This is a genomic window from Campylobacter sp. CCS1377, from assembly GCF_040008265.1.
Classification (GTDB): Bacteria; Campylobacterota; Campylobacteria; order Campylobacterales; family Campylobacteraceae; genus Campylobacter_D.
Genome location: NZ_CP155620.1, coordinates 113,927 through 139,964 on the forward strand (window position 1 = coordinate 113,927; position 26,038 = coordinate 139,964).

Annotated in this window: 31 protein-coding genes; 24 read left to right on the top strand and 7 right to left on the bottom strand. The window is 31.8% G+C overall.

Features of this window, described 5'->3' with window-relative positions:
* Nucleotides 1-63 precede the first annotated feature (63 nt).
* From fmt to recO, 24 genes are all read left to right on the top strand, one after another.
* Nucleotides 64-981: a methionyl-tRNA formyltransferase gene (gene fmt / locus AAH949_RS00615; protein ID WP_348518666.1), complete on the top strand. Its 918-nt coding sequence runs from the start codon at nucleotides 64-66 to the stop codon at nucleotides 979-981.
* On the top strand, nucleotides 962-1,597 hold the full coding sequence (locus AAH949_RS00620) for a biotin--[acetyl-CoA-carboxylase] ligase (RefSeq protein ID WP_134238284.1): 636 nt from the start codon (nucleotides 962-964) through the stop codon (nucleotides 1,595-1,597). The genes fmt and AAH949_RS00620 overlap by 20 nt, the downstream gene beginning before the upstream one ends.
* Nucleotides 1,594-2,376 (top strand): AAA family ATPase, encoded by a 783-nt coding sequence (locus AAH949_RS00625; RefSeq protein ID WP_134238285.1) that lies wholly within the window; start codon nucleotides 1,594-1,596, stop codon nucleotides 2,374-2,376. Before AAH949_RS00620 ends, AAH949_RS00625 begins: the two co-directional genes overlap by 4 nt.
* A 3-nt stretch (nucleotides 2,377-2,379) precedes the next feature.
* Nucleotides 2,380-3,225 (top strand): ParB/RepB/Spo0J family partition protein, encoded by an 846-nt coding sequence (locus AAH949_RS00630; protein ID WP_134238286.1) that lies wholly within the window; start codon nucleotides 2,380-2,382, stop codon nucleotides 3,223-3,225.
* Nucleotides 3,226-3,283: 58 nt separating this feature from the next.
* The gene (locus tag AAH949_RS00635; RefSeq protein WP_348518667.1) at nucleotides 3,284-3,709 is read left to right on the top strand and encodes a FoF1 ATP synthase subunit B'; all 426 of its coding nucleotides are present in this window, start codon (nucleotides 3,284-3,286) and stop codon (nucleotides 3,707-3,709) included.
* A 7-nt stretch (nucleotides 3,710-3,716) separates the two neighbouring features.
* On the top strand, nucleotides 3,717-4,229 hold the full coding sequence (locus AAH949_RS00640) for a F0F1 ATP synthase subunit B (protein WP_243832583.1): 513 nt from the start codon (nucleotides 3,717-3,719) through the stop codon (nucleotides 4,227-4,229).
* Nucleotides 4,229-4,750 (top strand): F0F1 ATP synthase subunit delta, encoded by a 522-nt coding sequence (locus AAH949_RS00645; protein ID WP_348518668.1) that lies wholly within the window; start codon nucleotides 4,229-4,231, stop codon nucleotides 4,748-4,750. Before AAH949_RS00640 ends, AAH949_RS00645 begins: the two co-directional genes overlap by 1 nt.
* A gap of 14 nt (nucleotides 4,751-4,764) precedes the next feature.
* Complete coding sequence (gene atpA / locus AAH949_RS00650) at nucleotides 4,765-6,270, top strand: F0F1 ATP synthase subunit alpha (RefSeq protein WP_348518669.1); 1,506 nt, start codon at nucleotides 4,765-4,767, stop codon at nucleotides 6,268-6,270.
* 8 nt (nucleotides 6,271-6,278) lie between these two features.
* Nucleotides 6,279-7,163 (top strand): ATP synthase F1 subunit gamma, encoded by an 885-nt coding sequence (atpG, locus tag AAH949_RS00655; RefSeq protein WP_134238291.1) that lies wholly within the window; start codon nucleotides 6,279-6,281, stop codon nucleotides 7,161-7,163.
* Between the two features lie 25 nt (nucleotides 7,164-7,188).
* A complete protein-coding gene (gene atpD, locus AAH949_RS00660) occupies nucleotides 7,189-8,586 on the top strand; it encodes a F0F1 ATP synthase subunit beta (protein ID WP_134238292.1) in 1,398 nt (465 codons plus the stop codon).
* A 3-nt stretch (nucleotides 8,587-8,589) separates the two neighbouring features.
* The gene (gene atpC / locus AAH949_RS00665) at nucleotides 8,590-8,970 is read left to right on the top strand and encodes an ATP synthase F1 subunit epsilon (protein ID WP_348518670.1); all 381 of its coding nucleotides are present in this window, start codon (nucleotides 8,590-8,592) and stop codon (nucleotides 8,968-8,970) included.
* Between the two features lie 3 nt (nucleotides 8,971-8,973).
* Nucleotides 8,974-9,531 (top strand): MotA/TolQ/ExbB proton channel family protein, encoded by a 558-nt coding sequence (locus tag AAH949_RS00670; RefSeq protein ID WP_348518671.1) that lies wholly within the window; start codon nucleotides 8,974-8,976, stop codon nucleotides 9,529-9,531.
* Between the two features lie 2 nt (nucleotides 9,532-9,533).
* Entirely contained in the window at nucleotides 9,534-9,923 is a 390-nt protein-coding gene (locus AAH949_RS00675; protein ID WP_134238295.1) for an ExbD/TolR family protein, read from the top strand.
* A 5-nt stretch (nucleotides 9,924-9,928) separates the two neighbouring features.
* Nucleotides 9,929-10,696, top strand: coding sequence for a TonB C-terminal domain-containing protein (locus tag AAH949_RS00680; RefSeq protein WP_348518672.1), 768 nt, complete (start codon nucleotides 9,929-9,931; stop codon nucleotides 10,694-10,696).
* A gap of 3 nt (nucleotides 10,697-10,699) precedes the next feature.
* Complete coding sequence (tolB, locus tag AAH949_RS00685) at nucleotides 10,700-11,905, top strand: Tol-Pal system protein TolB (protein WP_134238297.1); 1,206 nt, start codon at nucleotides 10,700-10,702, stop codon at nucleotides 11,903-11,905.
* Between the two features lie 66 nt (nucleotides 11,906-11,971).
* Entirely contained in the window at nucleotides 11,972-12,472 is a 501-nt protein-coding gene (locus tag AAH949_RS00690) for an OmpA family protein (RefSeq protein ID WP_134238298.1), read from the top strand.
* Nucleotides 12,469-13,500 (top strand): tetratricopeptide repeat protein, encoded by a 1,032-nt coding sequence (locus tag AAH949_RS00695; RefSeq protein WP_348518673.1) that lies wholly within the window; start codon nucleotides 12,469-12,471, stop codon nucleotides 13,498-13,500. Before AAH949_RS00690 ends, AAH949_RS00695 begins: the two co-directional genes overlap by 4 nt.
* Before the next feature lie 17 nt (nucleotides 13,501-13,517).
* The gene (locus AAH949_RS00700; RefSeq protein ID WP_134238300.1) at nucleotides 13,518-14,090 is read left to right on the top strand and encodes a peptidylprolyl isomerase; all 573 of its coding nucleotides are present in this window, start codon (nucleotides 13,518-13,520) and stop codon (nucleotides 14,088-14,090) included.
* 1 nt (nucleotide 14,091) lies between these two features.
* Nucleotides 14,092-15,012: an ACP S-malonyltransferase gene (gene fabD, locus AAH949_RS00705; protein WP_348519167.1), complete on the top strand. Its 921-nt coding sequence runs from the start codon at nucleotides 14,092-14,094 to the stop codon at nucleotides 15,010-15,012.
* A complete protein-coding gene (gene pfs / locus AAH949_RS00710; protein WP_348518674.1) occupies nucleotides 15,013-15,699 on the top strand; it encodes an aminodeoxyfutalosine nucleosidase in 687 nt (228 codons plus the stop codon).
* Nucleotides 15,696-16,451, top strand: a complete 756-nt coding sequence (locus tag AAH949_RS00715) for an ATP-binding protein (protein WP_348518675.1) — start codon at nucleotides 15,696-15,698, stop codon at nucleotides 16,449-16,451. The genes pfs and AAH949_RS00715 overlap by 4 nt, the downstream gene beginning before the upstream one ends.
* Before the next feature lie 18 nt (nucleotides 16,452-16,469).
* The gene (locus tag AAH949_RS00720) at nucleotides 16,470-16,991 is read left to right on the top strand and encodes a cysteine hydrolase family protein (protein WP_348518676.1); all 522 of its coding nucleotides are present in this window, start codon (nucleotides 16,470-16,472) and stop codon (nucleotides 16,989-16,991) included.
* 6 nt (nucleotides 16,992-16,997) lie between these two features.
* The gene (locus tag AAH949_RS00725; RefSeq protein ID WP_348518677.1) at nucleotides 16,998-17,705 is read left to right on the top strand and encodes a DUF2726 domain-containing protein; all 708 of its coding nucleotides are present in this window, start codon (nucleotides 16,998-17,000) and stop codon (nucleotides 17,703-17,705) included.
* A gap of 8 nt (nucleotides 17,706-17,713) precedes the next feature.
* Complete coding sequence (gene recO, locus AAH949_RS00730) at nucleotides 17,714-18,328, top strand: recombination protein RecO (RefSeq protein ID WP_348518678.1); 615 nt, start codon at nucleotides 17,714-17,716, stop codon at nucleotides 18,326-18,328.
* On the opposite strand, the gene AAH949_RS00735 is transcribed toward recO, so the two are convergent.
* Genes AAH949_RS00735 through bamA form a run of 7 tightly spaced genes read right to left on the bottom strand, consistent with a single transcriptional unit; the run spans nucleotide 18,329 to nucleotide 25,957 of the window.
* Nucleotides 18,329-20,158 (bottom strand): aryl-sulfate sulfotransferase, encoded by a 1,830-nt coding sequence (locus AAH949_RS00735; RefSeq protein ID WP_348518679.1) that lies wholly within the window; start codon nucleotides 20,156-20,158, stop codon nucleotides 18,329-18,331. It lies immediately after the preceding gene.
* A 13-nt stretch (nucleotides 20,159-20,171) separates the two neighbouring features.
* A complete protein-coding gene (locus tag AAH949_RS00740) occupies nucleotides 20,172-21,089 on the bottom strand; it encodes a tRNA-dihydrouridine synthase (protein ID WP_134238307.1) in 918 nt (305 codons plus the stop codon).
* Complete coding sequence (locus tag AAH949_RS00745) at nucleotides 21,086-22,069, bottom strand: hypothetical protein (RefSeq protein WP_348518680.1); 984 nt, start codon at nucleotides 22,067-22,069, stop codon at nucleotides 21,086-21,088. The genes AAH949_RS00740 and AAH949_RS00745 overlap by 4 nt, the downstream gene beginning before the upstream one ends.
* Nucleotides 22,059-22,421 carry an RNA polymerase-binding protein DksA gene (gene dksA, locus AAH949_RS00750; protein ID WP_134238309.1) on the bottom strand — a complete coding sequence of 121 codons (363 nt, stop codon included), beginning with the start codon at nucleotides 22,419-22,421 and terminating at the stop codon, nucleotides 22,059-22,061. Before dksA ends, AAH949_RS00745 begins: the two co-directional genes overlap by 11 nt.
* A gap of 8 nt (nucleotides 22,422-22,429) precedes the next feature.
* On the bottom strand, nucleotides 22,430-22,882 hold the full coding sequence (locus AAH949_RS00755; RefSeq protein WP_134238310.1) for a 23S rRNA (pseudouridine(1915)-N(3))-methyltransferase RlmH: 453 nt from the start codon (nucleotides 22,880-22,882) through the stop codon (nucleotides 22,430-22,432).
* Between the two features lies 1 nt (nucleotide 22,883).
* Nucleotides 22,884-23,726 carry an acetyl-CoA carboxylase, carboxyltransferase subunit beta gene (gene accD / locus AAH949_RS00760; RefSeq protein WP_134238311.1) on the bottom strand — a complete coding sequence of 281 codons (843 nt, stop codon included), beginning with the start codon at nucleotides 23,724-23,726 and terminating at the stop codon, nucleotides 22,884-22,886.
* 14 nt (nucleotides 23,727-23,740) lie between these two features.
* Entirely contained in the window at nucleotides 23,741-25,957 is a 2,217-nt protein-coding gene (gene bamA / locus AAH949_RS00765; protein WP_348518681.1) for an outer membrane protein assembly factor BamA, read from the bottom strand.
* Nucleotides 25,958-26,038: the final 81 nt, after the last annotated feature.

Consider the following 26,038-nt stretch of genomic DNA (forward strand, 5'->3'; position numbering starts at 1 on the left):
TAATAAAGCTTTAAATTCAAATTTGTTATAATGAAAGCTTTGAATTTTACACAAAGCGAAATGATGAAAAAAATTATTTTTATGGGAACACCATCTTATGCAACTTGCATTTTAAAAGCCCTTTTAGAAGATAAAAATTTTGAAATTTTAGCACTTTTTACCCAGCCTGATCGTGCGGTGGGTAGAAAGCAGATTTTAACACCAAGTGATACAAAGGCATTTTTATGCCAAAATACCCCGCAAATTCCAATTTTTACACCAAATTCTTTAAAAGATGAAAGCATTGTAAATGAAATTTGTGCTTTAAAACCCGATTTTATAGTAGTTGCTGCTTATGGAAAAATTTTACCAAAAGCTATTTTAAATCTTGCACCTTGTATTAATTTACACGCTTCACTTTTGCCAAAATATCGCGGTGCAAGTCCGATACAAAGTGCGATTTTAAATGCTGATAAAATAAGTGGGGTTTGCACAATGCTTATGGAAGAAGGGCTTGACACGGGTGCTGTGCTTGAGAGTATAGAGTGCGATATAAAAGATAAAAACGCGAGTGAAGTTTTTGATCTTTTGGCAAATTTAGCGGCAAAACTTATACTTTCTACACTTTTAAATTTTGAAAAAATCACTCCAAAAAAACAAGATGAAAGCTTGGCTACGCATTGTAAAAAGATCAAAAAAGAAGATGGGCTTATCGAGTTAAATGATGCAAGAGAAATTTATCAAAAATATTTAGCTTTCACGCCTTGGCCTACAATTTTTTTAGAAAATGGTTTGAAGTTTATAGAGCTTGAGCTTGTTGATGAAACAAAACAGAATACTAAAATAGGTGAAATTTTAGAGCTTGAAAAAGAAAGTTTTTTATTGGCTTGTAAAAAAGGAATTTTACGCATTAAAAAACTTCAAGAAAGCGGAAAAAAAGCCCTTGATGGTAGGACTTATTTAAATGGAAAAAGGTTGAAAATTGGAGATAGTTTGTATTGAAAGCATTACTTCGACCCATCATTTTTTATGCGAACAAATTCGAAGTGGCAAAATAAACAAAAATTTAGCAATTTATGCGCTAGAGCAAAATGGCGGAGTTGGAAGTAGGGAAAATATTTGGCAAAGTTCTAAGGGGAATTTACACCTTTCTTTTTGCTTAAAAGTGCAAGATTTACCCAAGGATTTGCCTTTAGCATCTGTGAGTATTTATTTTGCTTTTTTGATGAAAGAAGTTTTAGAGCGTAAAGGATCACAAATTTGGGTTAAATGGCCTAACGATTTGTATTTAAATGATAAAAAAGTAGGCGGGGTGATGAGCGCTAAAATAAGTGAATTTATCATAGGTGGAGTGGGATTAAATTTGAAATTTGCACCTGTTGGAGCTGAAATTGTAGATATTGAAATTGACTTGAAAATTTTAGTAGAAGAGTTTTTGCAAAGCTTAGAAAAATTTTCTTTATGGAAGAATATTTTTAGCAAGTATATGTTAGAATTCGAAAAATCAAGACAATTTAGTATTCATCACGAAGGTAAGATTTTTTCGCTTGAAGAAGCATTATTATATGAAGATGGTTCTATTTTATTGGATAATAAAAGGATATATAGTTTAAGATGAGTGAAGTAATAACCATAGCAAATCAAAAGGGTGGCGTTGGAAAGACCACTACAGCGATAAATTTAGCAGCATCTTTGGCAGTAGCAGAAAAAAAGGTTTTACTTGTAGATATTGATCCTCAAGCAAATGCTACCACTGGACTTGGTTTCAATCGTAATAATTATGAGTACAATATTTATCATGTATTTACAGGAAGAAAGAAATTTTCGGATATTATTTTAAAGACAGAATTACCGCAGCTTCATTTAGCTCCTTCAAATATAGGACTTGTAGGCATAGAGCAAGAGTTGGCAAAAGATGATAAAACTGAAAAAAAAACGCTTTTAAGAACTCAGCTTAAAGAAGTGGTGGAAGATTATGACTTTATTATTATAGATTCTCCGCCAGCACTTGGAAGTATTACTATTAATGCTTTTGCAGCAAGTGATAGCGTGATTATTCCAATTCAATGTGAATTTTATGCACTTGAAGGTGTAGCTATGGTTTTAAATACTATAAAATTAATCAAAAAAGCTATTAATCCTAAATTAAAAGTGCGTGGGTTTTTGCCAACTATGTATAGTTCTCAAAATAACTTGTCTAAAGATGTTGTTGAAGATTTAAAGCAAAATTTTAAACAGCATCTTTTTACCATTAACGGACAAGAAGATTTTGTTGTAATTCCGCGTAATGTAAAGTTAGCAGAAAGTCCAAGTTTCGGTAAGCCTATTATACTTTATGATATAAAATCTCCAGGTTCAATTGCGTATAAAAATTTAGCTTATTCTATTTTGGGGTGAAAAATGGGTTTAAATAAAGATAAAGGGCTTAGTTCGCTTATTAGCGATATGGATGAGGTTTATAGCAGGGAATTGGGGCTTGATTTAGATAGGGTAGAAGAAATTTTTATAGACAATATCAAAACCAATCCCTTTCAACCGCGTAAAGATTTTGATCAAATAGCTTTAAATGAACTTGCACAATCAATTCAAACTTACGGTTTGATTCAGCCTATTATTTTATTAAAAAAAGATGAAAATTCTTATATTCTTATTGCAGGTGAAAGAAGACTTAGGGCATGTAAAATTTTAGGTTTTGATAAAATTAAAGCTGTTGTGGCTGATATTGATGAGAATAAATTAAGAGAGCTTGCTTTAATAGAAAATATTCAAAGAGAAAATTTAAACCCTATTGAGTTAGCTTACTCTTATAAAGATCTTATTGATGAGCATAAGATTACCCAAGAAGAACTTGCAGTTATTGTTCATAAGTCAAGATCTCAAATTGCCAATACTTTGCGTTTATTAACTCTTGATGAAAATACACAAAAACTTATTCGAGAAGGTAAAATTTCACAAGGACATGCTAAAGTGATTGCGGGACTTGAAGCAAAAGATGAAAAAATGCTTGTAAATACCATATTGGGTCAAAGGTTGAGCGTAAGAGATACAGAAAAAATAGTCCAGAAAATGAAAAATAAACATCAAAGTACAATGAATGATGAAATTAGTTCTGAGCTGAAAAAATTACAAGAGATATTCAATAAGTTAGGTGTGGTAAGTAAGGTTAAGCAATCAGAAATTGTTTTGTCATGTTCTGATGTTACAAAAATTAGAAAACTAAATAAAATACTTGCTACTTGTGTGTGAATTTACTTTAATGAGTTAGAATAATAGTTTTTGTATAATTAGAAAAAGGAGAAAGTTAATGTTTGACGGCGTTCATCTGTCGATTATTTTTACAACTATGGCGATATTTATTGCTTGTATTTTTATTTTAAATATTATTTTGTATAAACCGCTTCTAAAGTTTATGGACGAAAGAAGTGCATCTATTAAGAATGATGAAGAAAAGGTTAAACAAAATTCTCAAGATATGTTAGGCGTTGATGATGAATTGGAAAAAATTCATCAAGAAACAAGAACGGAAATCAATCGCATAAAACAAGAAGCATTAGATGAGGCTAAAAAATCTGCTCAAGAACAAATTAATCAAAAAAAAGAAGAGTTAGAAAGAAAGATGGATGTGTTTTATGCAAAACTTGCTGAAGATAAAAAAAATTTAGAGCTTGAGCTTGAAAATAGACTGCCTATTTTAAAAAATGCTTTGAAAAATAATTTACAAAATATTTAGAAGGAAAGTGATGAAAATATTTTATTTATTTGCCTTAACACCTTTATTGTGTTTTGCAGCAGGATCTGGAAATGGGGATTATGATATCATACCAAGAACAGTTAATTTCTTTTTATTTGCCGCTATTTTATATTATTTCATAGCAACTCCTCTTAAGAATTTTTACAAAAACCGTATTGCTGGCATTGCAATGAAACTTGAAGAAATACAAAAAAAATTACTTGAAAGTAAAAATAAAAAATTAGAGATGCTTAAAAAGCTTGAGGATTTTAAAAAAGACTCTATGGAATCAATTGTTTTAGCAAAAAAAGAAGCTGAAATTTTAGCAAATAAAGTTAGAGAAGAAACAAAAGATGAGCTTATTATGCTTGAGAAACATTTTGAAGAGCAAAAGGACTATGAATTTAGAAAAATGGAAAAAGAAGTCATTAATAAAATTTTAATCAAGTTATTTGATGATAAAGAAGTGCAATTAAGCCAAAAGAATATACTTGAAATTATGTTGAAGAAGGTTTCGTAATGGAGTGTTTAGTTGTTAAAAAATATGCAAAAGCTATTTTTTTAAGCAAAGATGCAGATTATATTTGCGAGCAGTTGAATAAAATTTCACAAGCATTTTCTATATCAAGATTTAAGGCAATTTTAGAATCTTATGATATAAAAAAAGAAAAAAAGATTGAATTTGTGATGTCTATATTGGGGGAGGTTAAGCCAAGCTTACATCATTTGATTCAGCTTTTGGGTTTAAATTCAAGGCTTGCTCTTATCCCTAACATTGTAGAAGAACTAAAGAAACAAAAGGCATTGGAAGAGAATATTTATTTTGGAACTATTTATAGCAAAGAGTCTTTAGAGGAAAACAAAATCAATGAATTGGAGCAAGGGCTGAGCAAGCGTTTTGATGCAAAAATTAAATTAGACAGCAAACAAACAGATCAGCAAGGTATTAAAATTAGTCTTGAAGAACTTGGATATGAAATATCTTTTTCTATGGATAATTTAAAAACAAAACTTAATGAATATATATTAAAAATAATTTAACAAGGAGAAATTTGATGAAATTTAAAGCCGATGAAATCAGTTCTATTATAAAAGAGAGAATTGAAAATTTCGATCTTAATCTTGAAATAGAAGAAACTGGTAAAATTATTTCGGTCGCAGATGGCGTTGCAAAAGTTTATGGACTTAAAAATGTTATGGCTGGCGAGATGGTCGAATTTGAAAATGGCGAAAAAGGTATGGCGCTAAACCTTGAAGAATCAAGCGTTGGTATTGTTATTTTGGGTAAAGGTTTGGGTTTAAAAGAAGGAAGTTCTGTTAAAAGGCTTAAGAGTCTTCTTAGGGTTCCTGTTGGAGAGGCTTTGGTGGGTCGCGTTGTTAATGCTTTGGGAGAACCAATTGATGCAAAAGGAGCAATAAATAGCGCAGAATATCGTTTTGTTGAAGAAAAAGCTAAAGGTATTATGGCTAGAAAAAGTGTTCATGAGCCTTTACATACAGGTATTAAAGCAATTGATGCTCTTGTCCCAATTGGTCGTGGTCAAAGAGAATTAATTATTGGCGATAGACAAACAGGTAAAACTACGGTTGCGGTGGATACAATTATTTCACAAAAAGGTCAAGGTGTTATTTGTATCTATGTGGCTATAGGACAAAAGCAAAGTACCGTAGCACAAGTTGTAAAAAGACTTGAAGAGCATGGGGCTATGGATTATACTATCGTTGTAAATGCAAGTGCAAGTGATTCTGCAGCACTTCAATATTTGGCGCCATATACTGGTGTAACTATGGGCGAATTTTTTAGAGATAATGCAAAACATGCTTTGATTGTTTATGATGATTTAAGTAAGCATGCTGTGGCTTATCGTGAAATGTCATTGATTTTACGTCGTCCTCCAGGTCGTGAAGCTTATCCAGGCGATGTCTTTTATTTGCATTCAAGACTTTTAGAAAGGGCAAGTAAATTAAATGATGAATTGGGTGCGGGTTCTTTAACTGCATTACCTATTATAGAGACTCAGGCAGGTGATGTTTCAGCATATATTCCAACAAATGTTATTTCAATTACAGATGGACAAATTTTCTTAGAAACAGATTTGTTTAATTCAGGAATTCGTCCAGCTATCAATGTCGGCTTGTCTGTTTCTCGTGTAGGTGGTGCTGCACAAATTAAAGCAACTAAGCAAGTTTCTGGAACTTTAAGACTTGATCTTGCGCAATATCGCGAACTTCAAGCTTTTGCTCAATTTGCAAGTGATTTGGATGAAACAAGTAGAAAACAACTCGAACGCGGACAAAAAATGGTTGAAGTGTTAAAACAGCCTCCATATTCGCCGCTTAGTGTTGAAAAACAAGTGATTTTGATTTTTGCTGGTACAAGAGGTTTCTTAGATGATGTTGCAGTAAATAAGATTAATGAATTTGAAGCAGGTTTATATCCTTTTGTTGAGGCAAAATATCCTGAAGTATTTGAGCAAATTCGTTCTAAAAAAGCTTTAGATAAAGATTTAGAAGAAAAATTAGCTAAAGTTTTAGAAGAATATAAAACAAATCACATATAAGGACTTTTATGTCTAATTTAAAAGAAATTAAAAGAAAAATTAAAAGTGTCCATAACACTCAAAAGACAACCAATGCTATGAAGCTTGTTTCGACTGCTAAGCTTAAAAAGGCAGAAGAAGCGGCTAAAAAGTCTAAACTTTATGCAAATAAAATTGATGAAGTATTGTCTGAAATTTCTTTTCAAATTAATAATATTTTGAGTGATGATAAAAGATTTATCTTATTTCAAAAAAGATCTGAGATAAAAGTTGTTGATATTATTTTCATTACTGCGGATAAGGGCTTGTGCGGAGGTTTTAATATACGCACTTTAAAAGCTGTGACTCAAATGATAGAAGAATATCAAGTAAAAGGTGCTAAAGTTAGATTAAGAGCTATTGGAAAAACGGGTATTGAATACTTTAATTTTCAAAAAATAGAGCTTTTGGAAAAGCATTTGCATTTAAGTTCTAGTCCTGATTATGATAAAGCTTGTTTGGTAATTCATTCAGCTGTGGATGATTATATTGCTGGAAATTGTGATGAAGTGGTTTTGATTCATAATGGCTATAAAAATATGATATCGCAAGAAATTGCTATTAATCATCTTATTCCAGTTGAACCATTAAAAATCAATGAAGAGCAGGAGTCAAAGTCTCTTTTAGCTTTGGAGCCAGAAGATGATGAGATTTTAAATGAGTTAATTAAAACATATTTTGAATATAATATGTATTTTGCTTTGATTGACTCTTTAGCGGCAGAACACAGCGCGAGAATGCAGGCAATGGATAATGCGACTAATAACGCAAAAGCAAGAGTTAAGGAACTTAATTTAGCTTATAATAAAGCAAGACAAGAGTCAATTACCACTGAACTTATAGAGATTATCAGTGGCGTTGAGTCAATGAAATAGTAAATTTTTAAGGAGAAGACAAATAATGCAAGGATTTATTTCGCAAGTATTAGGTCCGGTTGTTGATGTGGATTTTAATGATTATTTGCCACAAATCAACGAAGCGATTGTGGTGAATTTTGAAGTAGAAGGTAAAAAACAAAAATTAGTTTTAGAAGTTGCTGCACATCTAGGAGACAATAGGGTAAGAACTATTGCTATGGATATGACAGATGGTTTGGTCAGAGGTCTTGAAGTTCAAGCTTTGGGAAAACCTATTAGCGTTCCAGTTGGTGAGAAAGTTTTGGGAAGAATTTTCAATGTAACTGGAGATTTAATTGATGAGGGTGAAGATGTAAGTTTTGATAAGCACTGGTCCATTCATAGAGATCCACCTGCTTTTGAAGAACAAAGCACAAAAAGTGAAATTTTTGAAACCGGCATTAAAGTTGTAGATTTACTTGCACCTTATGCCAAAGGTGGTAAAGTGGGACTTTTTGGTGGTGCCGGTGTTGGAAAAACCGTTATTATTATGGAGCTTATCCATAATGTTGCCTTTAAGCATAGTGGTTATTCTGTATTTGCAGGCGTGGGTGAGAGAACGCGTGAAGGAAATGATCTTTACAATGAGATGAAAGAAAGTAATGTTTTAGATAAAGTTGCTTTATGTTATGGTCAAATGAATGAGCCACCAGGGGCAAGAAATCGTATCGCATTAACAGGTCTTACTATGGCTGAGTATTTTAGAGATGAAATGGGACTTGATGTATTGATGTTTATTGATAATATCTTTAGATTTTCGCAATCAGGTTCTGAAATGTCAGCACTTTTAGGAAGAATTCCATCAGCAGTTGGTTATCAACCAACATTAGCAAGCGAAATGGGTAAATTCCAAGAAAGAATTACTTCAACTAAGAAAGGCTCTATTACGTCAGTTCAAGCGGTTTATGTGCCAGCAGATGATTTAACGGATCCTGCTCCAGCGACTGTTTTTGCGCACTTAGATGCGACTACTGTTTTAAATAGATCGATCGCAGAAAAAGGTATTTATCCTGCTGTTGATCCACTTGATTCAAGTTCAAGAATGCTTGATCCAAATATCATCGGCGAGGAGCATTATAAGGTGGCTCGTGGTGTTCAATCTGTACTTCAAAAATATAAAGACTTGCAAGATATTATTGCAATTTTGGGTATGGATGAGCTTAGCGAAGAAGATAAACTTGTGGTTGAAAGAGCTAGAAAAATAGAGAAATTCTTATCTCAGCCATTCTTTGTTGCTGAAGTTTTTACAGGAAGTCCTGGAAAGTACATTACCCTTGAAGAAACTATAGCAGGATTTAAAGGTATTTTAGAAGGTAAATATGATCACTTACCAGAAAATGCTTTTTATATGGTTGGAAATATTGAAGAGGCAATTGCGAAAGCAGATAAATTAAAAGGTTAAAAAATGAATGATTTAATACATTTAGAAGTAATAACTCCTATGGGTATGATTTATCAAGATGAGATTCATTCTGTGGTATTACCAGGAAGTGAAGGAGAATTTGGAGTTTTAAAAGGCCACGCTTCTTTGATTGCTTCTTTGAAATCAGGCATTATTGATATTGAAAAAAGTAATTTAGACCATGAGTTAATTGCTATTGACTCCGGTTATGCAAGGGTTGATGAATTTAAAGTTACAGTATTGGCTAAAGGTGCTGTTTGGATTGCTGGAAGTACTGATAGTGAAATAGCTAAAAATTTGGATAAAGCAAAAGAGCTTATAAAGTCAATGAGTTCTGATAATGCAGCTCTTGCGGCGACTTTTTCAAAGCTTGATAGGAGATAAGCTTTGGATTTTTTATCAGTTTTTCATTTTATTGATAATTCAAGTCCTATTACTTACATAGTTTTGGCTTGGTTGTCAATTTATTTTATTATGAGTTTTACGATTCTATTTTCAAGGTTAACTTATTTATTAAGTTGGAAGCAAAAAGAGAAGGCAAGTTTAGAAATGTTGTTGATAGGAAAAGCTGAGCTTGTGCATACAGACTCTATTTTGCGTAAATGTAATATTATTGATAAAGAACACTTAGAGATTTATAAAAATTTAGCTGAAAAAAGAGCTTCTGTAGGACTTACTTGGTTGAGTATCATTGCTTCTACTTCACCTTTTATAGGGCTTTTTGGTACAGTTATTTCTATCTTGGAAACCTTTGGAGGGCTTGGGGGTCAAAATTCATTGAGTATTATTGCACCAAAGATTAGTGAGGCATTGGTAGCTACAGGTTGCGGTATTTTAATTGCAATTCCTGCTTACACTTTTCATCTTATTATCAAGAGAAAAGGATATGAGCTTATTAGTTTGATTGACAGTGAAATTAAAATTTTAAGTTCTAAAAAGGTTTAACCTTGCATTTTTTTGATGAAAAGCCTGAATTAAATATTACGCCTTTGGTGGATATTATGCTAGTGCTTTTGGCTATTTTAATGGTAACGGCTCCAAGTATTACTTATGAAGAAAAGATTAATCTTCCTCAAGGTTCACAGCAAAATTCAAGTAATGTTAAGTTAAAAAGCCTTGTTATTAGTATTAATGAAAAGCGAGAAATTTTAATCAATGATAAAAAATTTACTTTTATTGCTTTTGCTGACAATTTAGCCTTATTAAAACCACAGTTTAATACCGAAGAAGTTGTGTTTATTCGTGCGGATAAAAATTTAAAATATGATGATGTGATGTTTGTATTAAAAAATGTCAAAAATTTGGGATTTAATAAAGTAGCATTGCAGACCGAGTAAGAAAAATGAATGATTATCAGGGTTTAGGCGATGTAAAATCTTTTATTTTAGCTTTTTTTATTTATATTGCTTTAGTAGCTTTTGTTATTTTTCGTTTAAGTATTTTTAAAGATCAAGCTATTAGGTATACGGATATTAAAGAAAGCTTTATAGACATTCAGTTTGGAGAGAGTACTACAGTTATTCCAAAAAAAAATACATCTCCTACTCCGGTTAATAGTGAAATAAAAAGTGTCAAAGTAGAAAAAAAAACAATCCAACAAGCAGTAAAAACACAAGATAAAGAAATTAAAAATGACTATAATGCTTTATTTTCAAATATCAAGGAAATTCCGCCAGAAACAAGCGATAAAGTGCAATCTTCAGCCAAAACAGTAGAGCAAAACTCGGCTCCAAGCACAGCCGCGAGTGATTTATTAAAACAATTAGATCAAAATTTAATTCAAGAACAAGCTCAAGTAAATGGGCAAACAACAAATTTACAAATGACTGGGATTTATGATGAATTTTTGGGAACATTAAGACGCATTTTAGAAGAACGTTGGAGACTTTATGAGGCTGAAGGCAATTTCGAAGCACAGGTTACCTTTTTTGTAGATAGTAACGGAAAATTTGGATATACTTCAGTTTCAAAAACCTATGATGAAAAATTTGACGCCAAGGTTTTAGAATTTTTAGACAATTTAACAGGTAAGTATATAGCGTTACCGCCTAAAAATGAAACTTACAACGGCAACTTAAATTTAAGCGATAAAATTAAAATTGGGGAGTAAATAATGAAAAAATTTTTAAGTTTGTTTTTATTTTTGGCATCTTTGTTGTTAGCAGAAGATGCAACTATCTCTATAGTAAATGAAAATGTAGCTTTGCCTAAAATTATTGTTAGAGATAACTCAACTCTTGATGATTTAAATTTGAAAAAGAGTTTTTATAATATTTTGATCAACGATTTAAAAGTTAGCTCAAATTTTGAAGTTGTTAATGAAGGCAATGAAGAGGCTAATTATGTTTTTGAATATGCTTTGTCTAAAGAAAATTCAAAACTTAGTCTTAATGTAAAAATTAAAGCAGGCGGGACATATAAATCAAATCAAAATTATTCTTTGCCCGCCATAGAGCAATATCCTTTTTTAGCACATAAGGGTGTTAAAGATTCTGTAAATGTTTTGGGGCTTGCTCCAGTCGAATGGATGGATCATAAAATTTTAATTGCAAGAACAAATGCTTCAAAACGCAGTCAAATTATTATGGCCGATTATACTCTAACTTATCAAAAAATTGTTGTAGATGGTGGCTTGAATTTGTTTCCTAAATGGGGTGATAAAGAGCAAAGTTATTTTTATTATACTGCTTATGATCATAAAGTTCCAACTCTTTATCGTTATGATTTAAATACCAATAAAATTGCAAAAATTTTATCTAGTGGCGGAATGATTGTTGCTTCTGATGTAAGTGAAGATGGACGAAAAATTCTTATCACTATGGCTCCTGAAGATCAGCCCGATGTCTATTTATATGATTTGACCAAAAAGACAACAAAAAAATTAACTAACTTTTCTGGTATTGATGTGAATGGAAATTTTATAGAAAATGACACCCAGTTTGTATTTATTTCCGATCGTCTGGGGTATCCGAATGTATTTATACAAGGTTTAGATAATGGTGTAGCTCAGCAGGTTGTTTTTCATGGACGTAATAATTCCGCAGTTTCGACTTATAAAGATTATATAGTTTATTCAAGTAGAGAGGAAGGAAAAAATAGAACATTTAATATCTATTTAATGTCAACAAAAAGTGATTACATCAGACAATTGACCGCAAATGGGGAAAATATTTTTCCAAGATTTTCTAGTGATGGTGGAAGTATAGTTTTTATCAAATTTTTAGGTTCTCAAAGCGCATTGGGAGTGATTAGGGTAAATGCTAATAAAACATTTTATTTTCCTCTTAAAGTTGGAAAAATTCAGTCTATTGACTGGTAGTTTAACTTAATTTTAAATAAATTCGGTTATAATCTTTGGAAATTAAATTTTTGAAAGGTTTACAAAATGAAAAAAATTCTTTTTGCTTCTGTTGCAGCATTTGCAATTATTGTAAGTGGTTGTAGTTCAAAAAGCGCTAGTGTAAGTGGTGGTTCTGATGTAAGTTCTGGACGTGGAACAGGTGGAGCTGATAAATTTGAGAATATCGATGCTAAGATTGATAGATTAAATAATACTTTAGGAAAAGTTTATTTTGATTTTGATAGATTTAATGTTAGAGCTGATATGTATTCGGTTGTAAGAAACAATGCAAATATTTTTAATAATGAAGTGCAAGAAGCACAAATCACAGTTGAAGGCAATTGTGATGAATGGGGAACAGATGAGTATAACCAAGCTTTGGGATTAAAAAGAGCTAAAGCGGTTAAAGAATCTCTAGTTTCTCAAGGCGTAAATGCAAACAGAATTGCAGTAAAAAGCTATGGAGAAACTAATCCAGTATGTACAGATAGAACTAAGTCTTGTGATGCACAAAATAGACGTGCGGAGTTTGTTTTAGCTAAATGAAACAGTATATTTTAGCAGTAGCTCTTTTTGGAGCTACACTTCTTTATGCAGAAACTTCAGCTTTTGATGCAGGAAATTTGCAAAATTCATCGCCTTATGGTTTAACGCCTAACGAAAAAGTATTTAAAGAGAAATTAGATATTTTAGATAATGGATATTCCCAAGTTAATTCGCAAATTAATATTTTGAGTGAAAAAATAGATGGTTTGCAGAGTATTATCGAAGGTATTAACTTGCAATATGCAAAAACAGATGTGCGTCTTAGTAGGATAGAAGATGCAAATTTAAGCAGTAATGATGCAAATTTATCTCAAGAAATTCAGAATTTAAAAATTTATGTTGAAGAAAGTAGAAGAATTCAAGAAGCAAATAATCAACAGTTTAAAAAAGTTCTTATGGAGCTTAGTCAGCTTGTGGATTCTATTAATAGTAATTATATGTCAAAAAAAGTTGATGTTAATCAAAGTGCAAATATTAAAACAACCATTACTTCTAACCAAACAGTAAAGCCAGTAGTTAATATTTCTGATAAAAATATTACTTCGCAAATCGGAATTTTAGAAGATTCTAATAATACAAGTGTATCACAAGATGTTTTGGTTGAAAATAATGTTACACAAGAAAATCTAAATCAATCTTATCAAGCACCTGTGGTGGATAATTCTTGGAAGCAAAAGACCCCAAGAGAAATTATGGAACTTGCTATTAGAGAGGTTGAAGATTCAAAATTTAAAGAAGCTAAGGAAAAATTTGAACTTTTAATTGTTTATAAACACAAACCTTCTGAGTCAAATTTTTATCTCGGAGAAATTGAATATAAGCAAGGAAATTATCATGAGGCTATTACTTATTATAAAAAAAGCTCTATGATTAGTTCAAAAAATAGTTTTACTCCAAAGCTTTTATATCATACAGCTATTTCGTTAGATAAAATTGGTGATGTTCAAAATGCAAATAGCTTTTATAAAGCTCTAAAAACTAATTATCCAAAATCACCTGAAGCAAAAGCTTCCCCAGATAGAAAATAAAAAGTAAGGAGAAAAAAATGGCTATAGAAAAAAATAGTGTAGTGTCGATGTTTTACGAATTAAAAGATGCAAATACTAATGAGGTTTTAGAATCAAATTTGTATGCAGAACCTATCTCATTTATTTTAGGTAAAGGACAAATTTTAGAAAGTTTGGAAGAAGAAGTGATGAAGCTTGATTGTCCTAGCAATGCTGATGTTATCATTAAAAAAGATAAGGGTTTAGGCGAATACGATGAAAATGCGATCCAAACTTTGCCAAAAGAGCAATTTGCTGGCATTGATTTAAAAATAGGCATGGAGCTTTTTGGAGAGGGCGAAAATGGCGAAACCGTTCGTGTGAGTGTAAAAGAAATCGGCGAAAACGATGTAACAATTGATTATAATCATCCTTATGCAGGACGCGACTTACTATTTTCTCTAAACATTGTAGATGCTAGAGCTGCAAGCGAAGATGAAATTCTTACAGGCATTATAGCAGGAAGCAGAAGTTGCGGTTGTGGAAGCGGACATGGACATGATCATCATCACGGGCATGGCGGTGGTGGATGCTGCGGTGGTGGCGGACACGGTGGTTGCGGTTGCCACTAAGATGAATGCCGCATTTATTTTTCCAGGTCAAGGCTCTCAAAGTCTTGGCATGGGTAAAGATTTTTATGAAAACTCTAAAGGCGCAAAAGAACTTTTAGGTAATGCAAGTGATTTTTGTAAAATTGATTTTAAAAATTTACTATTTACTCAAAATGAAGACTTAAATAAAAGCGAATTCACTCAACCTGCTATACTTTTAAATTCTCTTATGGCTTATACTGCTTTACTAGAAAAAAAACCTGATTTAAAAGCTAAATTTGCACTAGGACATTCTTTGGGTGAATTTTCAGCTTTGGCAATTAGTGGTGCGTTTGATTTTTTAGAAAGCATTTTGCTTGTGAATAAAAGAGGATTATTTATGCAAGAAGATTGCGCAAAAGTTGAAGCGGGTATGATGGTGATTTTGGGACTTGATGATGGCAAGGTAGAAGAGCTTTGTAAGAAAGCTAGAGATAAAAATAAGCAAATTTTTGCAGCCAATTATAATTGCGATGGACAAATTGTAGCAGCAGGCTTAAGGGCTGATTTGACAAGCTTTGAAAGTGAATTTAAATTAGCAGGCGCTAAAAGAGCTATGCTTTTAAATATGAGTGTTGCAAGCCATTGTCCGCTTTTAGAAAATGCTTCAGCTAAGCTTTGCGTAGAACTTGAAAAGGTATTAAAAACAAATTTTAATCCCGTAATTTCTAATGCAAATGCAAAGGCTTACACAAGCAAGGAAGAAGCGCTTTTATTGTTAAAAGCACAACTCATCTCTCCTGTGCTTTATAAACAGAGTATTAAAGCTTACGAAGAGGAAGTGGATTTTTTTGTGGAATTTGGTGCAAGTGTACTTAAGGGTTTAAATAAAAAAATCACCGCAAAAGAAACTTATTCTTTGACAAATTTAAATGATATTGATGAATTTTTAAAGGTTTTATAAATGAAAATAGCGATTTTAGGTGCAATGAGCGAAGAGATTACCCCTTTGCTTGAAACGCTAAAAGATTATACAAAATTAGAATACGCAAATAATACTTATTATTTTGCAAATTATAAAAATCACGAACTTATTCTTGCTTATTCTAAGATAGGCAAGGTAAATTCAACTCTAAGCGCTAGTGTGATGATAGAAAAATTTGGTGCACAAGTTTTACTTTTTACCGGAGTTGCAGGAGCTTTTAATCCAGAGCTTGAAATAGGTGATTTACTTTATGCAACCAAACTAGTACAATACGATCTTGATATTACAGCTTTTGGTCATCCTTTGGGTTTTGTTCCGGGAAATGAAATTTTCATTAAAACAAATGATAAATTAAATAATCTTGCCCTAGAAGTAGCAAAAGAGTTAAATATAAAACTTCGTGCAGGAATTATTGCAACAGGCGATGAATTTATCTGTGATGAAGCCAAAAAAGCAAAAATTAGAGAAATTTTTAATGCTGATGCTTGTGAAATGGAAGGTGCTAGTGTAGCTTTAGTGTGTGACGCTTTAAAGGTGCCCTGTTTTATTTTAAGAGCGATGAGTGATAAGGCTGGAGAAAAGGCTGAATTTGATTTTGATGAATTCGTGATTAATTCTGCTAAAATTTCAGCGAATTTTGTACTTAAGATGTGTGAGAAATTATGATAAATCTTAGTAAGAAATTAATACGCCAAGTCGCACAGGCTAATGCGAAATTTAATCTTATAAAAGACGGAGATAAAGTCCTTTTAGGGCTTAGCGGTGGAAAAGATTCTTTAGCTTTGGCTCATCTTTTAAAAAGAATGCAAGCTCATGCTCCTTTTAAATTTGAGCTTGAAGCAACAACTTTGAGCTATGGTATGGGCGAGGATTATTCAGCACTTCATGCACATTGTGAAGAACATGGTATTAAGCATAGTATAATTGATTCTAATATTTATGAAGTTTCAGGCGATACGATAAGAGAAAATTCGAGTTTTTGTAGTTATTTTTCAAGAATGCGTCGCGGAGCTTTATACACTTATGCACTTGAAAAAGGTTTTAATAAACTAGCTATTGCACATCATTTAGACGATGCAGTGGAAAGTTTTTTTATGAATTTTATCCACAATGGAGCTTTAAGAACTCTAGCGCCTATATATAAAAGTAAACGCGGTATTACAGTGATCCGTCCTTTGATTTTTGTGCGTGAAAGACAGCTTAGAGATAATGCCACGCAAAATGAGCTTAGCGTAATAGGAAATGAATTTTGTCCAGGTATGAAATTAAGTGAAAAAAATGTCAAATTTCCACATGCAAGAGAAGAAGCAAAGCAACTTTTAGCTAATTTAGAAAAAGAACATCCTAAACTTTTTACAAGTCTAAAAACCGCTTTCTCAAATTTACACACCGAGAGTTTTTGGCTAAATAATAATTAAATTTCTTTTGGATTTGAAATGAAAAAAGCGTTTGTTGTGATAGATTATCAAAATGATTTTATTGATGGAAGTTTGGGTTTTGAAAAAGCTTTAGAAATTAAAGAAAATATCATTAATGAGCTTAGCAAACTCGATTTTAATACCACGCATTTGCTTTTTACCTATGATACACACGATGAAAATTATTTAAAGAGCAAAGAGGGCATAAATTTGCCTATCAAACACTGCATAAAAGAAAGTTTTGGTTGGCAAATGCCAGAAGTTTTTGAACCTTTTTTGCAAAAAGCACATAAAATTTTTTATAAAAATACTTTTGGAAGTTTAGAATTTGCAAATTTTATTGCAAAAAGTGAATATGAAGAAATCCATTTTGCTGGACTTGTTTCACATATCTGTGTATTTTGTAACATCATTTTAGCTTTTAGCGCAAAGCCCAATGCAAGGCTTGTGCTCCATCAAAATTTAAGTGCAAGTTTTGATGAAAATTTAGAAAAATCAGCCTTTGATTTATTAAAAGCTTATGGTGTTGAACTAGTGTGAAGTTAAATGATATTTTTTATAATAATACTATTTATCATTATTTTTATTTTGCTTTTTATAAATTATAATAAAGAAAAAACAAATCAGAATTTAAACAAAATCATTTTAGAACAAAGTCAAAAAGAACAAGAAAGAAAACTTAAAAATCATTTTTTTTTAGAGCAAAAAAGACAAGAAGATGAAGAAATAGAATATAAAAAAAGCCAAGAATATAAGTTAGAATTAATTAAAAATCATAACATCTTGGCTAGTGATAAATTAATGGGCTTGCAAGAATTTATGATTTACAAAGAGTTGATTTTTTGTGAAGATATTAAGAATAATTTCATTGTTTTTCCGCAAATTTCACTCAAAAGTTTTTTAAAAAACGAAGAAGAAAGCGAAGTTTGGAAGGCTTATTCAAATTTAATAATTGATTTTTTGTTTGTGATTAAAGATTTTAAAAACAAAACAACCAAGCCTTTTGCGGTGTTAGAATTTAATGGTGGTGGGCATTATGGAGACAAGTCAGATCTTGATAATGTAGAAAAAATTAAAAAAAATGATGAGATTAAAAAACAAGCTATCATAAAAGCGGGACTTTTATTTTTTATTTTAGAGGCAAACGATGTCTGTAAGGAGAATCAATACTTTATTGATGAAGAAAAACTTAAAATCAAAATCCATATTTTTGCTAAAATTTTAAAATCAAATTCAGAGCAAATTTCAAGTTAAAAATAATTATGCAAGGCTTTATACTCCACACGCAAAGCGTAAAAGATGAAGATTTAATCGTGTATATTTTAAGTCCTAAGAGTGTGATTAAATCTTATAGATTTTATGGTATGAGGCATTCTAGTATTTTAAGTGGTTATAAGATTGACTTTGAGTTAGAGGAAAGTTCTAGATTTTTACCAAGATTAAAAGATGTATTGCATATAGGTTTTGAGTGGATTTTAGATAGAGAAAAAATGTTTTTTTGGCAAGAATTTATTAGACTTTTTTATTGGCATTTAAAAGATGTGGAGCATTTAGATGGTTTTTATTTTGAGCTTTTAGAAGAGTGTATAAAGCGTTTTAAAAAACAAAATCCAAAACGCGTGATTGTAGACGCTTACCTTAAAATTTTAGAATTTGAAGGAAGACTTCATAAAGATTTCATATGTTTTGCTTGCGATGAAAAAATTCAAGGCGATATCACACTTTTAAGGGCATTTTTACCCGCACATGAGCATTGTGCTTTTAGTTATAAATTTGAGCAAAAAAAATTAATAGAATTTTATACAAACAAAAATAGTGCGATTTTTGATAATGATGAGATAGAAAAACTTTATCTCATCATTAAAGAAGGTTTGTGATTATTTAAAAGCTTTATTTAAGTCAAAAGGCATAGCTTGATAGCCCATACCTGTGCCAAAAAATTGAATTTGTACAGAAGGTTCTTTTGCGCCCCATTTAAATTCATCAATCTCAGGTCTAGCTTCACCAATACTTTTTCCATTTTTTAGATCAAAATTCATTCCTGCTGTGGCTGAATACACAAAAATCGAATTTTTATCTTTTTGATATTCGCTTAGCGAAGTCACAGGAGAAAACCACTCTTTGCCTCTTTGTTTGCCATATTCCCAAATTTGCTCTACGGTTTTATTTTTTTGATCGATTTTATAAACCACTGCACGGCTGTATTTTTCATCTGCAAAAATAGCCTGCGCTGCTCCTCTAGCATCTCCGTTATCAAAAGCGGTGATATAGATATATCTTTTATCTGATTTTGAGTCTATTCTCCAAGCTGTATGTTGAGTCCAAGTAAAATCAAAACCGCCTTTTGCATCAAAAAAACCAGGACATTTACTAAAATCATCTTTGCATTCTATGCTTTTGCCTTGCGAATTTATAGGTTTGAGTAAATAGGGTCTGAATTTATCGCTCCAGCCTTTGTGTGCTGAAAGTATCCATTTGATTTTTTTATCGCGTCCAATTTTTACAATTGCACTTTGATGGCGGCTTGAGATGATGATGCTATCATCGCTTGGATCATAATCAATACTATTAACATGAGCCCAGTTTCTTCCAACTCCAACGCCTGCAATATCTCCAAATTTATCTTCTGTATCCATTTTAACTAAATCGGCTTCGCTAAGGGTTTTGCCAATTTGACTAGGATCTATATTAAGACATACTGCGCCCTGATCTAAAACCTTGATAATAGTGCTACGATAAGGATCAAGAATTTCAAATAATCTCCACTCATCCACTACATTGCCATTTTCATCAATTTCAATAATCACATCTCTAACACTGCGAACATTTTTAAGATCTTCACGCAAAACATTGACCGAAGCAACGCGCAAAAGGTAGTGCCCATTTGGCATGGTATCTAGGGCATGTGAAAAATCGATATAGTTTAAAGGAAGTTTGCGGTTGAAAATTTCACGTCCTAAAACATCATATTTCACATATCTTTGTCCAAATCCCCAAGTCAGTGCCCCATCTTCATTTTGCCTAAAACCCATCATAATGCCGCGTTTATAAATATTATCCCAATCCATTAATTTATCATGATCGAAATACCAGCGAATTTCTCCCATTGTATCTATGATAAAAACATTGGAGTTTTCATCCCATTCCATAGCACCACCGATTGGATTATTCCAAACACTTTGCGAACCTTTGGAGAGTTGTTTTCCGGGGACATTATTGACTAGATAAAGCCTGTCTTTAAATTCTTTTTCAAGCTTTAAAATCTTTACGCTTTGAAAAGGAATACCTGTTTGAGCCATAATTCCGCTTGGTTCAAGGGCAATACCAGCAGTTGTGATTTTATAAATTTCATCATTTATTTTTTCGCTTTTTCCTGCAAATTTTTTTGTATAACTCACTTTGATTGTATTAGTATAAGAAGAATAAAGACCAAAAATAGGAATACCGCCATGGGTTTTGGCCAATTGATCACTCACGCTATAATCGAGTGCTTGTCCATTGGGTTTTGGAACTATGCTTACTTTAATATCACTTAACTCATATCCGCCATTGGTAATGATTGCAGTCAGTGGCGACAAGCCGTAGGGATTGAGCTTAATTGTGCCAATTTTGCCTTGAATTTCCCAGTTGGTTTTGGTTCCACTTGCCCCACCCAAAGCTAATAATAAATTAGGAATTAGCAAAATGCAAATAATAAAATATTTCATTTTTTCTCCTTTGTTAAAAAAAATCTTCTATTTTTTTTCTCATTTCTTTGGCATCATCAATGCGATTCACGCTATCTCTAAAGGCTGAAGCGTCTTTGTGGCCTTTAGAATACTCGTGCAAATGCTTGCGAAATATGCTTACACCTTGCTCTTTATAATGCTTAATCATTTCATCAAAATGTGTGAGTATGATTTGTTTTTTTAAATTCTCATCTACGCTTTTACCGCTTTTAATTTCATAAAATATCCAAGGATTTCCAACGCTTGCACGCCCTATCATCAGTCCATCGCATTTTGTGATTTCATAGACTTCCGTGGCATTTTGTGCGTTAATATCACCATTTGCAACAACGGGAATTTTCACGCTTTCTTTAGCACTAGCAATGGATTTATAATCGGCTTTTCCACTATAAAGCTGCTTTCTTGTGCGTCCATGAATGCTTATAAAATCTACCCCCAAACTTTCACAAATTTTAGCCATTTTTTCAGGGTATTTTTCATTAAATCCAAGGCGAAATTTAACACTTGTAAGGCTTTTTTTGTTATTTTCTTTAATCACTCCTACAAGACTTTTAAAAAGTTCTAAATTTTCTAGTAAAGCGCTACCAGCACATTGTTTAACGACTTTATTTACAGGACAACCACAGTTAAAATCAATCCCATCAACAAAATCCATCTCATTTAGCATTTTAACTGCTTTTTTTAATACTTCCTTGTCACCGCCTGCAATTTGGACGATATAAGGACTTTCAAGCTCGGCTCTTTCTAGCATATGTAGAGTTTTTGAACTTTCATAAACTAGAGCATTAGAACTTATCATTTCGCTTATGGTTACATCTGCACCAAATTTTTTTACCACATTGCGAAAAGGCAAGTCAGAAAAACCTGCCATAGGTGCTAAAAATAAAGGTTTTTCGCTAAAATTTATCATTGTATGAGTTGGTTTAAATCGATTTTGATATTTTTTTCACGCAGTATTAAAAAGGCTTTAAAATCGCTAAATTTTGCTTCATCTTTGATTTGCTCTCTTAAATCTTCTATTAGTCCAAATTCAGCCAAAAGATATAAATGTGCCCTTAAAGCTTCGTTTTTTTCGTTCTTAATCTTAGTAAAAATTCCTAAAATCGCATCAGGGTTTAAAAGTTTAACGCTCATCTTTGCAACTTCTAAATATTCTTTTTCATTTAAATTTGAATGACTTAAAAGCACTTCAAATTCTGCAGCATTTAAGTCTAAATTTCCAGCTTTAAAGCGCTTAATGAGATTGATAATTTGTCCAGAATTTTTTTGAATTTTAATAGTTTTTATTTGTGCATATTCGCCTTTTTCTAGCAAACAATTAAAAGCAAAAACATCAAGATCATTTTTGCTTTCATCTTTGCCTTTAATTTTATTAAAAGCGTAGTGAATATCTGTTGAAATGAGATTTTTTTCATTTAAAATTGATAGAGGATTGTCTTGATTTAACTTAAATTTCTTAAGATCGAGATATTCGCCTTTGTGCAGCTTTTCTAAAATATCTAAAATTTCATTGATTTTTGCAAAATTTTGAGCTTTTTGAGCTTTTTTTAAACTTATAACAAGTTCTGCGCTGTTTTGAAATTCTTTTGTTTTAAATTTAATTTTGCTGTCTTTTTCAAGCAGTAAATCTTCAATAAATATTGCAAATTTTTGTGCGTCTTTGGAAAAATTTTTAAAATTAATATATTTTAAAAAACTATAAAAACTCATATGTAAAAGGGTAAAAATGAAAAATATAAGCACAGGCAAAATGAGCCATAAAACCACAGGTAAATCAAAAGCATTGGCACCAAGACTAAGCGTGTAATTACCAAGATTTAGTTTAAAAGTAAAAATGCTTAATAAGAGAATATAAATTAAACTTGCAAGAATAAATAATTTAATTCTCATATTTTCTTTCCTTTTCAAAATTTTCTCTGCAATTGATGCAGTATCTTGCATGAGGTTTAATCTTTAGTCTTTCAATGTGAATATCATCATTGCACGACTCGCAAATTCCATATTCTCCATCTTTAATTTTTGCAAGAGCGATATCAATTTCACTTAATTCTAATTTTAAATTTGAGTTGATGGTTTGTTCGATTTGAGAACTTGTATTGATAGATGAAAAATCTACATTATCACTAGGCTCGCTATTGTGCAAAGATTCAATTTCTTCTACATTGACATTGAGGTGATTATAAATAGCAATTTTTCTATCTTCTAAAATTTGCTTAAAAAAAGAAAGTTTTGATTTTTCCATGTTTTTTCCTATTTATGATATGGGTGTGCATGATTGATGCAAAAACCACGATAAATTTGCTCTAATAATAAAATTTTCACAAATTTGTGTGCCAAAGTAAGACGGCTTAAAGAGATAGCCAAATCAAAACTCGCAATAAAGTCTTTACTTAAGCCATAAGCTCCACCTATGAAAAATGATATTTCATTTTTATCTTTGAGTAAATTTGCAAATTCTATGCTATTCACTTCTTTGGAATTTTCATCTAATACTATGCAAAAACCTTTTTTATAAGGATTTAAAGCTTCTCCATAGCTTTTTTTGGCTTCTTTTGCACCTAAATTTTGAGCATGCGTAATATGTTTATTATATATATAAGTATCATTTACAACAGCATAAGGTTTTAAAAGTTTGATGTATTTATGTTTAAGCTCATCAAATTCTTTATCATTTTTTTGTATGGAGAAAATATTGATTTGCAAGTTAATTCCTAGAAAATAATTTTAACATATCATAGATATATTGCTTGTGATTATTTCTTGCGACAATACCATCAATTAAACCGTGTTCAAGTAAAAATTCAGCTCTTTGAAAGCCTTCGGGTAAATCTGCACCTATGGTTTGTTTAATCACCCTTGCGCCTGCAAAACCCACTAAGGCACCTGGTTCAGCGATGATTAAATCCCCAAGCCAAGCAAAAGAAGCACTCACCCCGCCCATGGTAGGATCTGTTAAAATGCTAATATAAGGAAGTTTTTCTTTACTTAAAAGTTTTAAGGCAGCGCTTGTTTTGCTCATTTGCATTAAAGAATAAGTGCTTTCTTGCATTCTAGCACCCCCGCTTGCACTGATGATAACAAGAGGCGTTTTATCTGTAATGGCTCTTTGGACTGCACGAACGATTTTTTCACCTTCAACAGACCCTAAACTTCCACCCATAAAAGAAAAATCAAATACGACAAGTTGAATTTTAAGTCCATTAATCAAGCATTCTCCGCTAATAACAGCACTATTGCGCCCAGTTTTTTCAAAACTCTCGCTTAAGCGTTTTTTGTAAGATTTACTATCCACAAATTTTAGCGGATCGATGGCTTGTAAATTTACATCATGTTCAACAAAGGTATTTTCATCACTTAATATTTCTATTCTTTTTTTAGGAGAAATTCTCATATGAAAACCACACTTTGGACATACATTAAAACAAGCTTCAATTTCTTTATAATACATTAAAGAATGGCAACTTCCGCACTTAATCCAATGATTTGGAGCTTCATGAGGACTGGATTGCTTTCGTCTAATTTTTGAAAAAATGTCTGCAAAATTCATAAATTCACCTGTTGTTAAAATCTTGTTCCTAGCATAAATTCAAAGGAATTGGTATCATCGCCTTTTTTGTCGTTTAGAGGTTTAGCGAATACAAGTTGCAAAGGTCCAATTGGAGTAATCCATTCAAGTGCAACACCTGTGCTGTAGCGTTGAATTTCATCAATTCTACTTTTTCCTATCATACCATAGTCAAAAAAGACACTACCTCTTAATTTAATACGATTGATTAGCGGAAAGCTGAGTTCGACGGAGTTTGCAAAAGCAATTGTTCCGCCTATTTCATCTCCCCATTGGTTTTTTGGGCTAACAGTACGGCTTTCAAAGCCACGAATAGAACGTATGCCTCCTAAATAAAATCTTTCGTTAATTGGCAAGTATCCTTGATCCCAGACCTTATATAAATTAGCTTTATAGCGGTAAATCAAATCCCAGCCTATATATTCTTCAAGACCTTGGTAAAAATTAAAACTAGAACTAGAAGATAAGAACTGCTGATCTCCGCCAACTCCTGCAAATTCAAGACTTGTTGATGCAATAATGCCTGATCGTGGCAAATAATAATCATCTGTATTATTAAAGGTTAGTGCTGGGATGATTGAGCTTTTAATGCTTTTACCTAATTTGTAGCCCGAACGCAACAAGGTATCACTAAGATGATAGATATCACTTTGTTCAAGATTATAAGTAAGGCTTGCACTAAGATGTCTTGTGAGCAATCTTCCTGCTGTAATTTCAAAGCCGTAACTTTTTTCATAATAATTATCCCAGTCGTAGTCATTGGCATAAACAGCACCACCAAGACTGTATTTAGAGTCTCTAACTCTTGGGTTTGTTATGCTGATTCTCCCTGAGAGCATATCATCGTCTTTATCAACATTAATAGAGCTTTTGATGCCTGAGCCAAAAATATTTGTATCTGACAAAGAAGCATTTAAAAGCAAACCATCGCTAGATCCATATCCTATACCCCCCGATATGGTTCCGGTTGAAGTTTCTTTAACTTCGACAATTAAATCCATGTGAGTGTCATCCACTCTTTCTTCTTTGATATTCACATCTTCGAAGTAAGAAGTTCTCCTCAAAGCATTTCTTGAGTCCGTCAAATCACTTCTGTGGTATAAATTTCCTTCTGTAAGATAAAGTTCGCGTCTGATGATTTTATCTGCTGTTCTTGAATTTCCTGAGATGATAACATTTCTTATAAAAACTTTTTCATTTGGAATAACTCTAAAAATTATACTCGCTTCACTATCTATTTCATTTTTTTGAATATCGGGAATGACTTGAACGAAGGCATAGCCTAAGTTTGCAGTATCTGTTTCTATGGATTTGATATCTTGTCTGACTTTTTCTATATTAATGGTTTTACCTACGCTTGATTTTAAATCTTGCACTTTTTGTACATTTTCTTCAGAACTAAATACAGGATTTTCGATAGAAATACTTTTGATTTTATAAGGTTTTCCTTCTTTGATATAATAAGTCAAATCAGCCTTATAGGTATCGGTATAAGTTTTAAGATAAGCAGGAGAAACTTTAATATCAAGATAGCCTTTTTTCATGTATTCATCAGCGATTCTAGAGCTATCATTTTCAAGATCAAAAATTTTCAACTCTCCGCTATTTCTACCCCACATCCAACCCATAAATTCTCTTTTTTTATTGCTAACTGCAGGTTCAATATCTGAATAAGATAGCTTGTCGCTTCCACTAAGATAAAAATTCTCTATAGTAATGTTTTCGCCGCGATTTACGATAAAAGTTAATTCCAAACCTTCAGAATTGCTAAGTTTTTCTTTTTCTATTTCTACTATGGTATCAAAATAGCCTTTGGACTCATAAAACATTTTAATCTTTTCAGCGGCATCTTTGACTGAATTTTCATCATATAAAATTCCTTTTTTGATGCCTAAAACTTGATCAATTTGTTTGCGGTCATTTGATGCTATACCGTTAATATTGATTTTTGCAATAGTAAGCTTTTCTGTGAATTTAAAATTTAAAATTCCATTTTTTTCTTCAACAACAATGTCGCTAAAATAATTTTGATTATATAAATTTAGAATAGCTTGATTGATTTTTGCTTCGTCGATTTCTTCGCCAATTTTTAAGCCAGAAATTTGACTCGCAGTTTCTGCTGAAAGATAAGAAAGATTAGAAAACCGAATTTCTTTTATAACAGCAGCTGAAGAAATACTACATAATAGGCATAAATTTAAGATTTTTTTCATTATGTCTTACCTAATTTTGATTAATAAACTCGCTATAATAGCAAAAAAAATTTAACAATTTATTTAAAGGGTGAAATTATT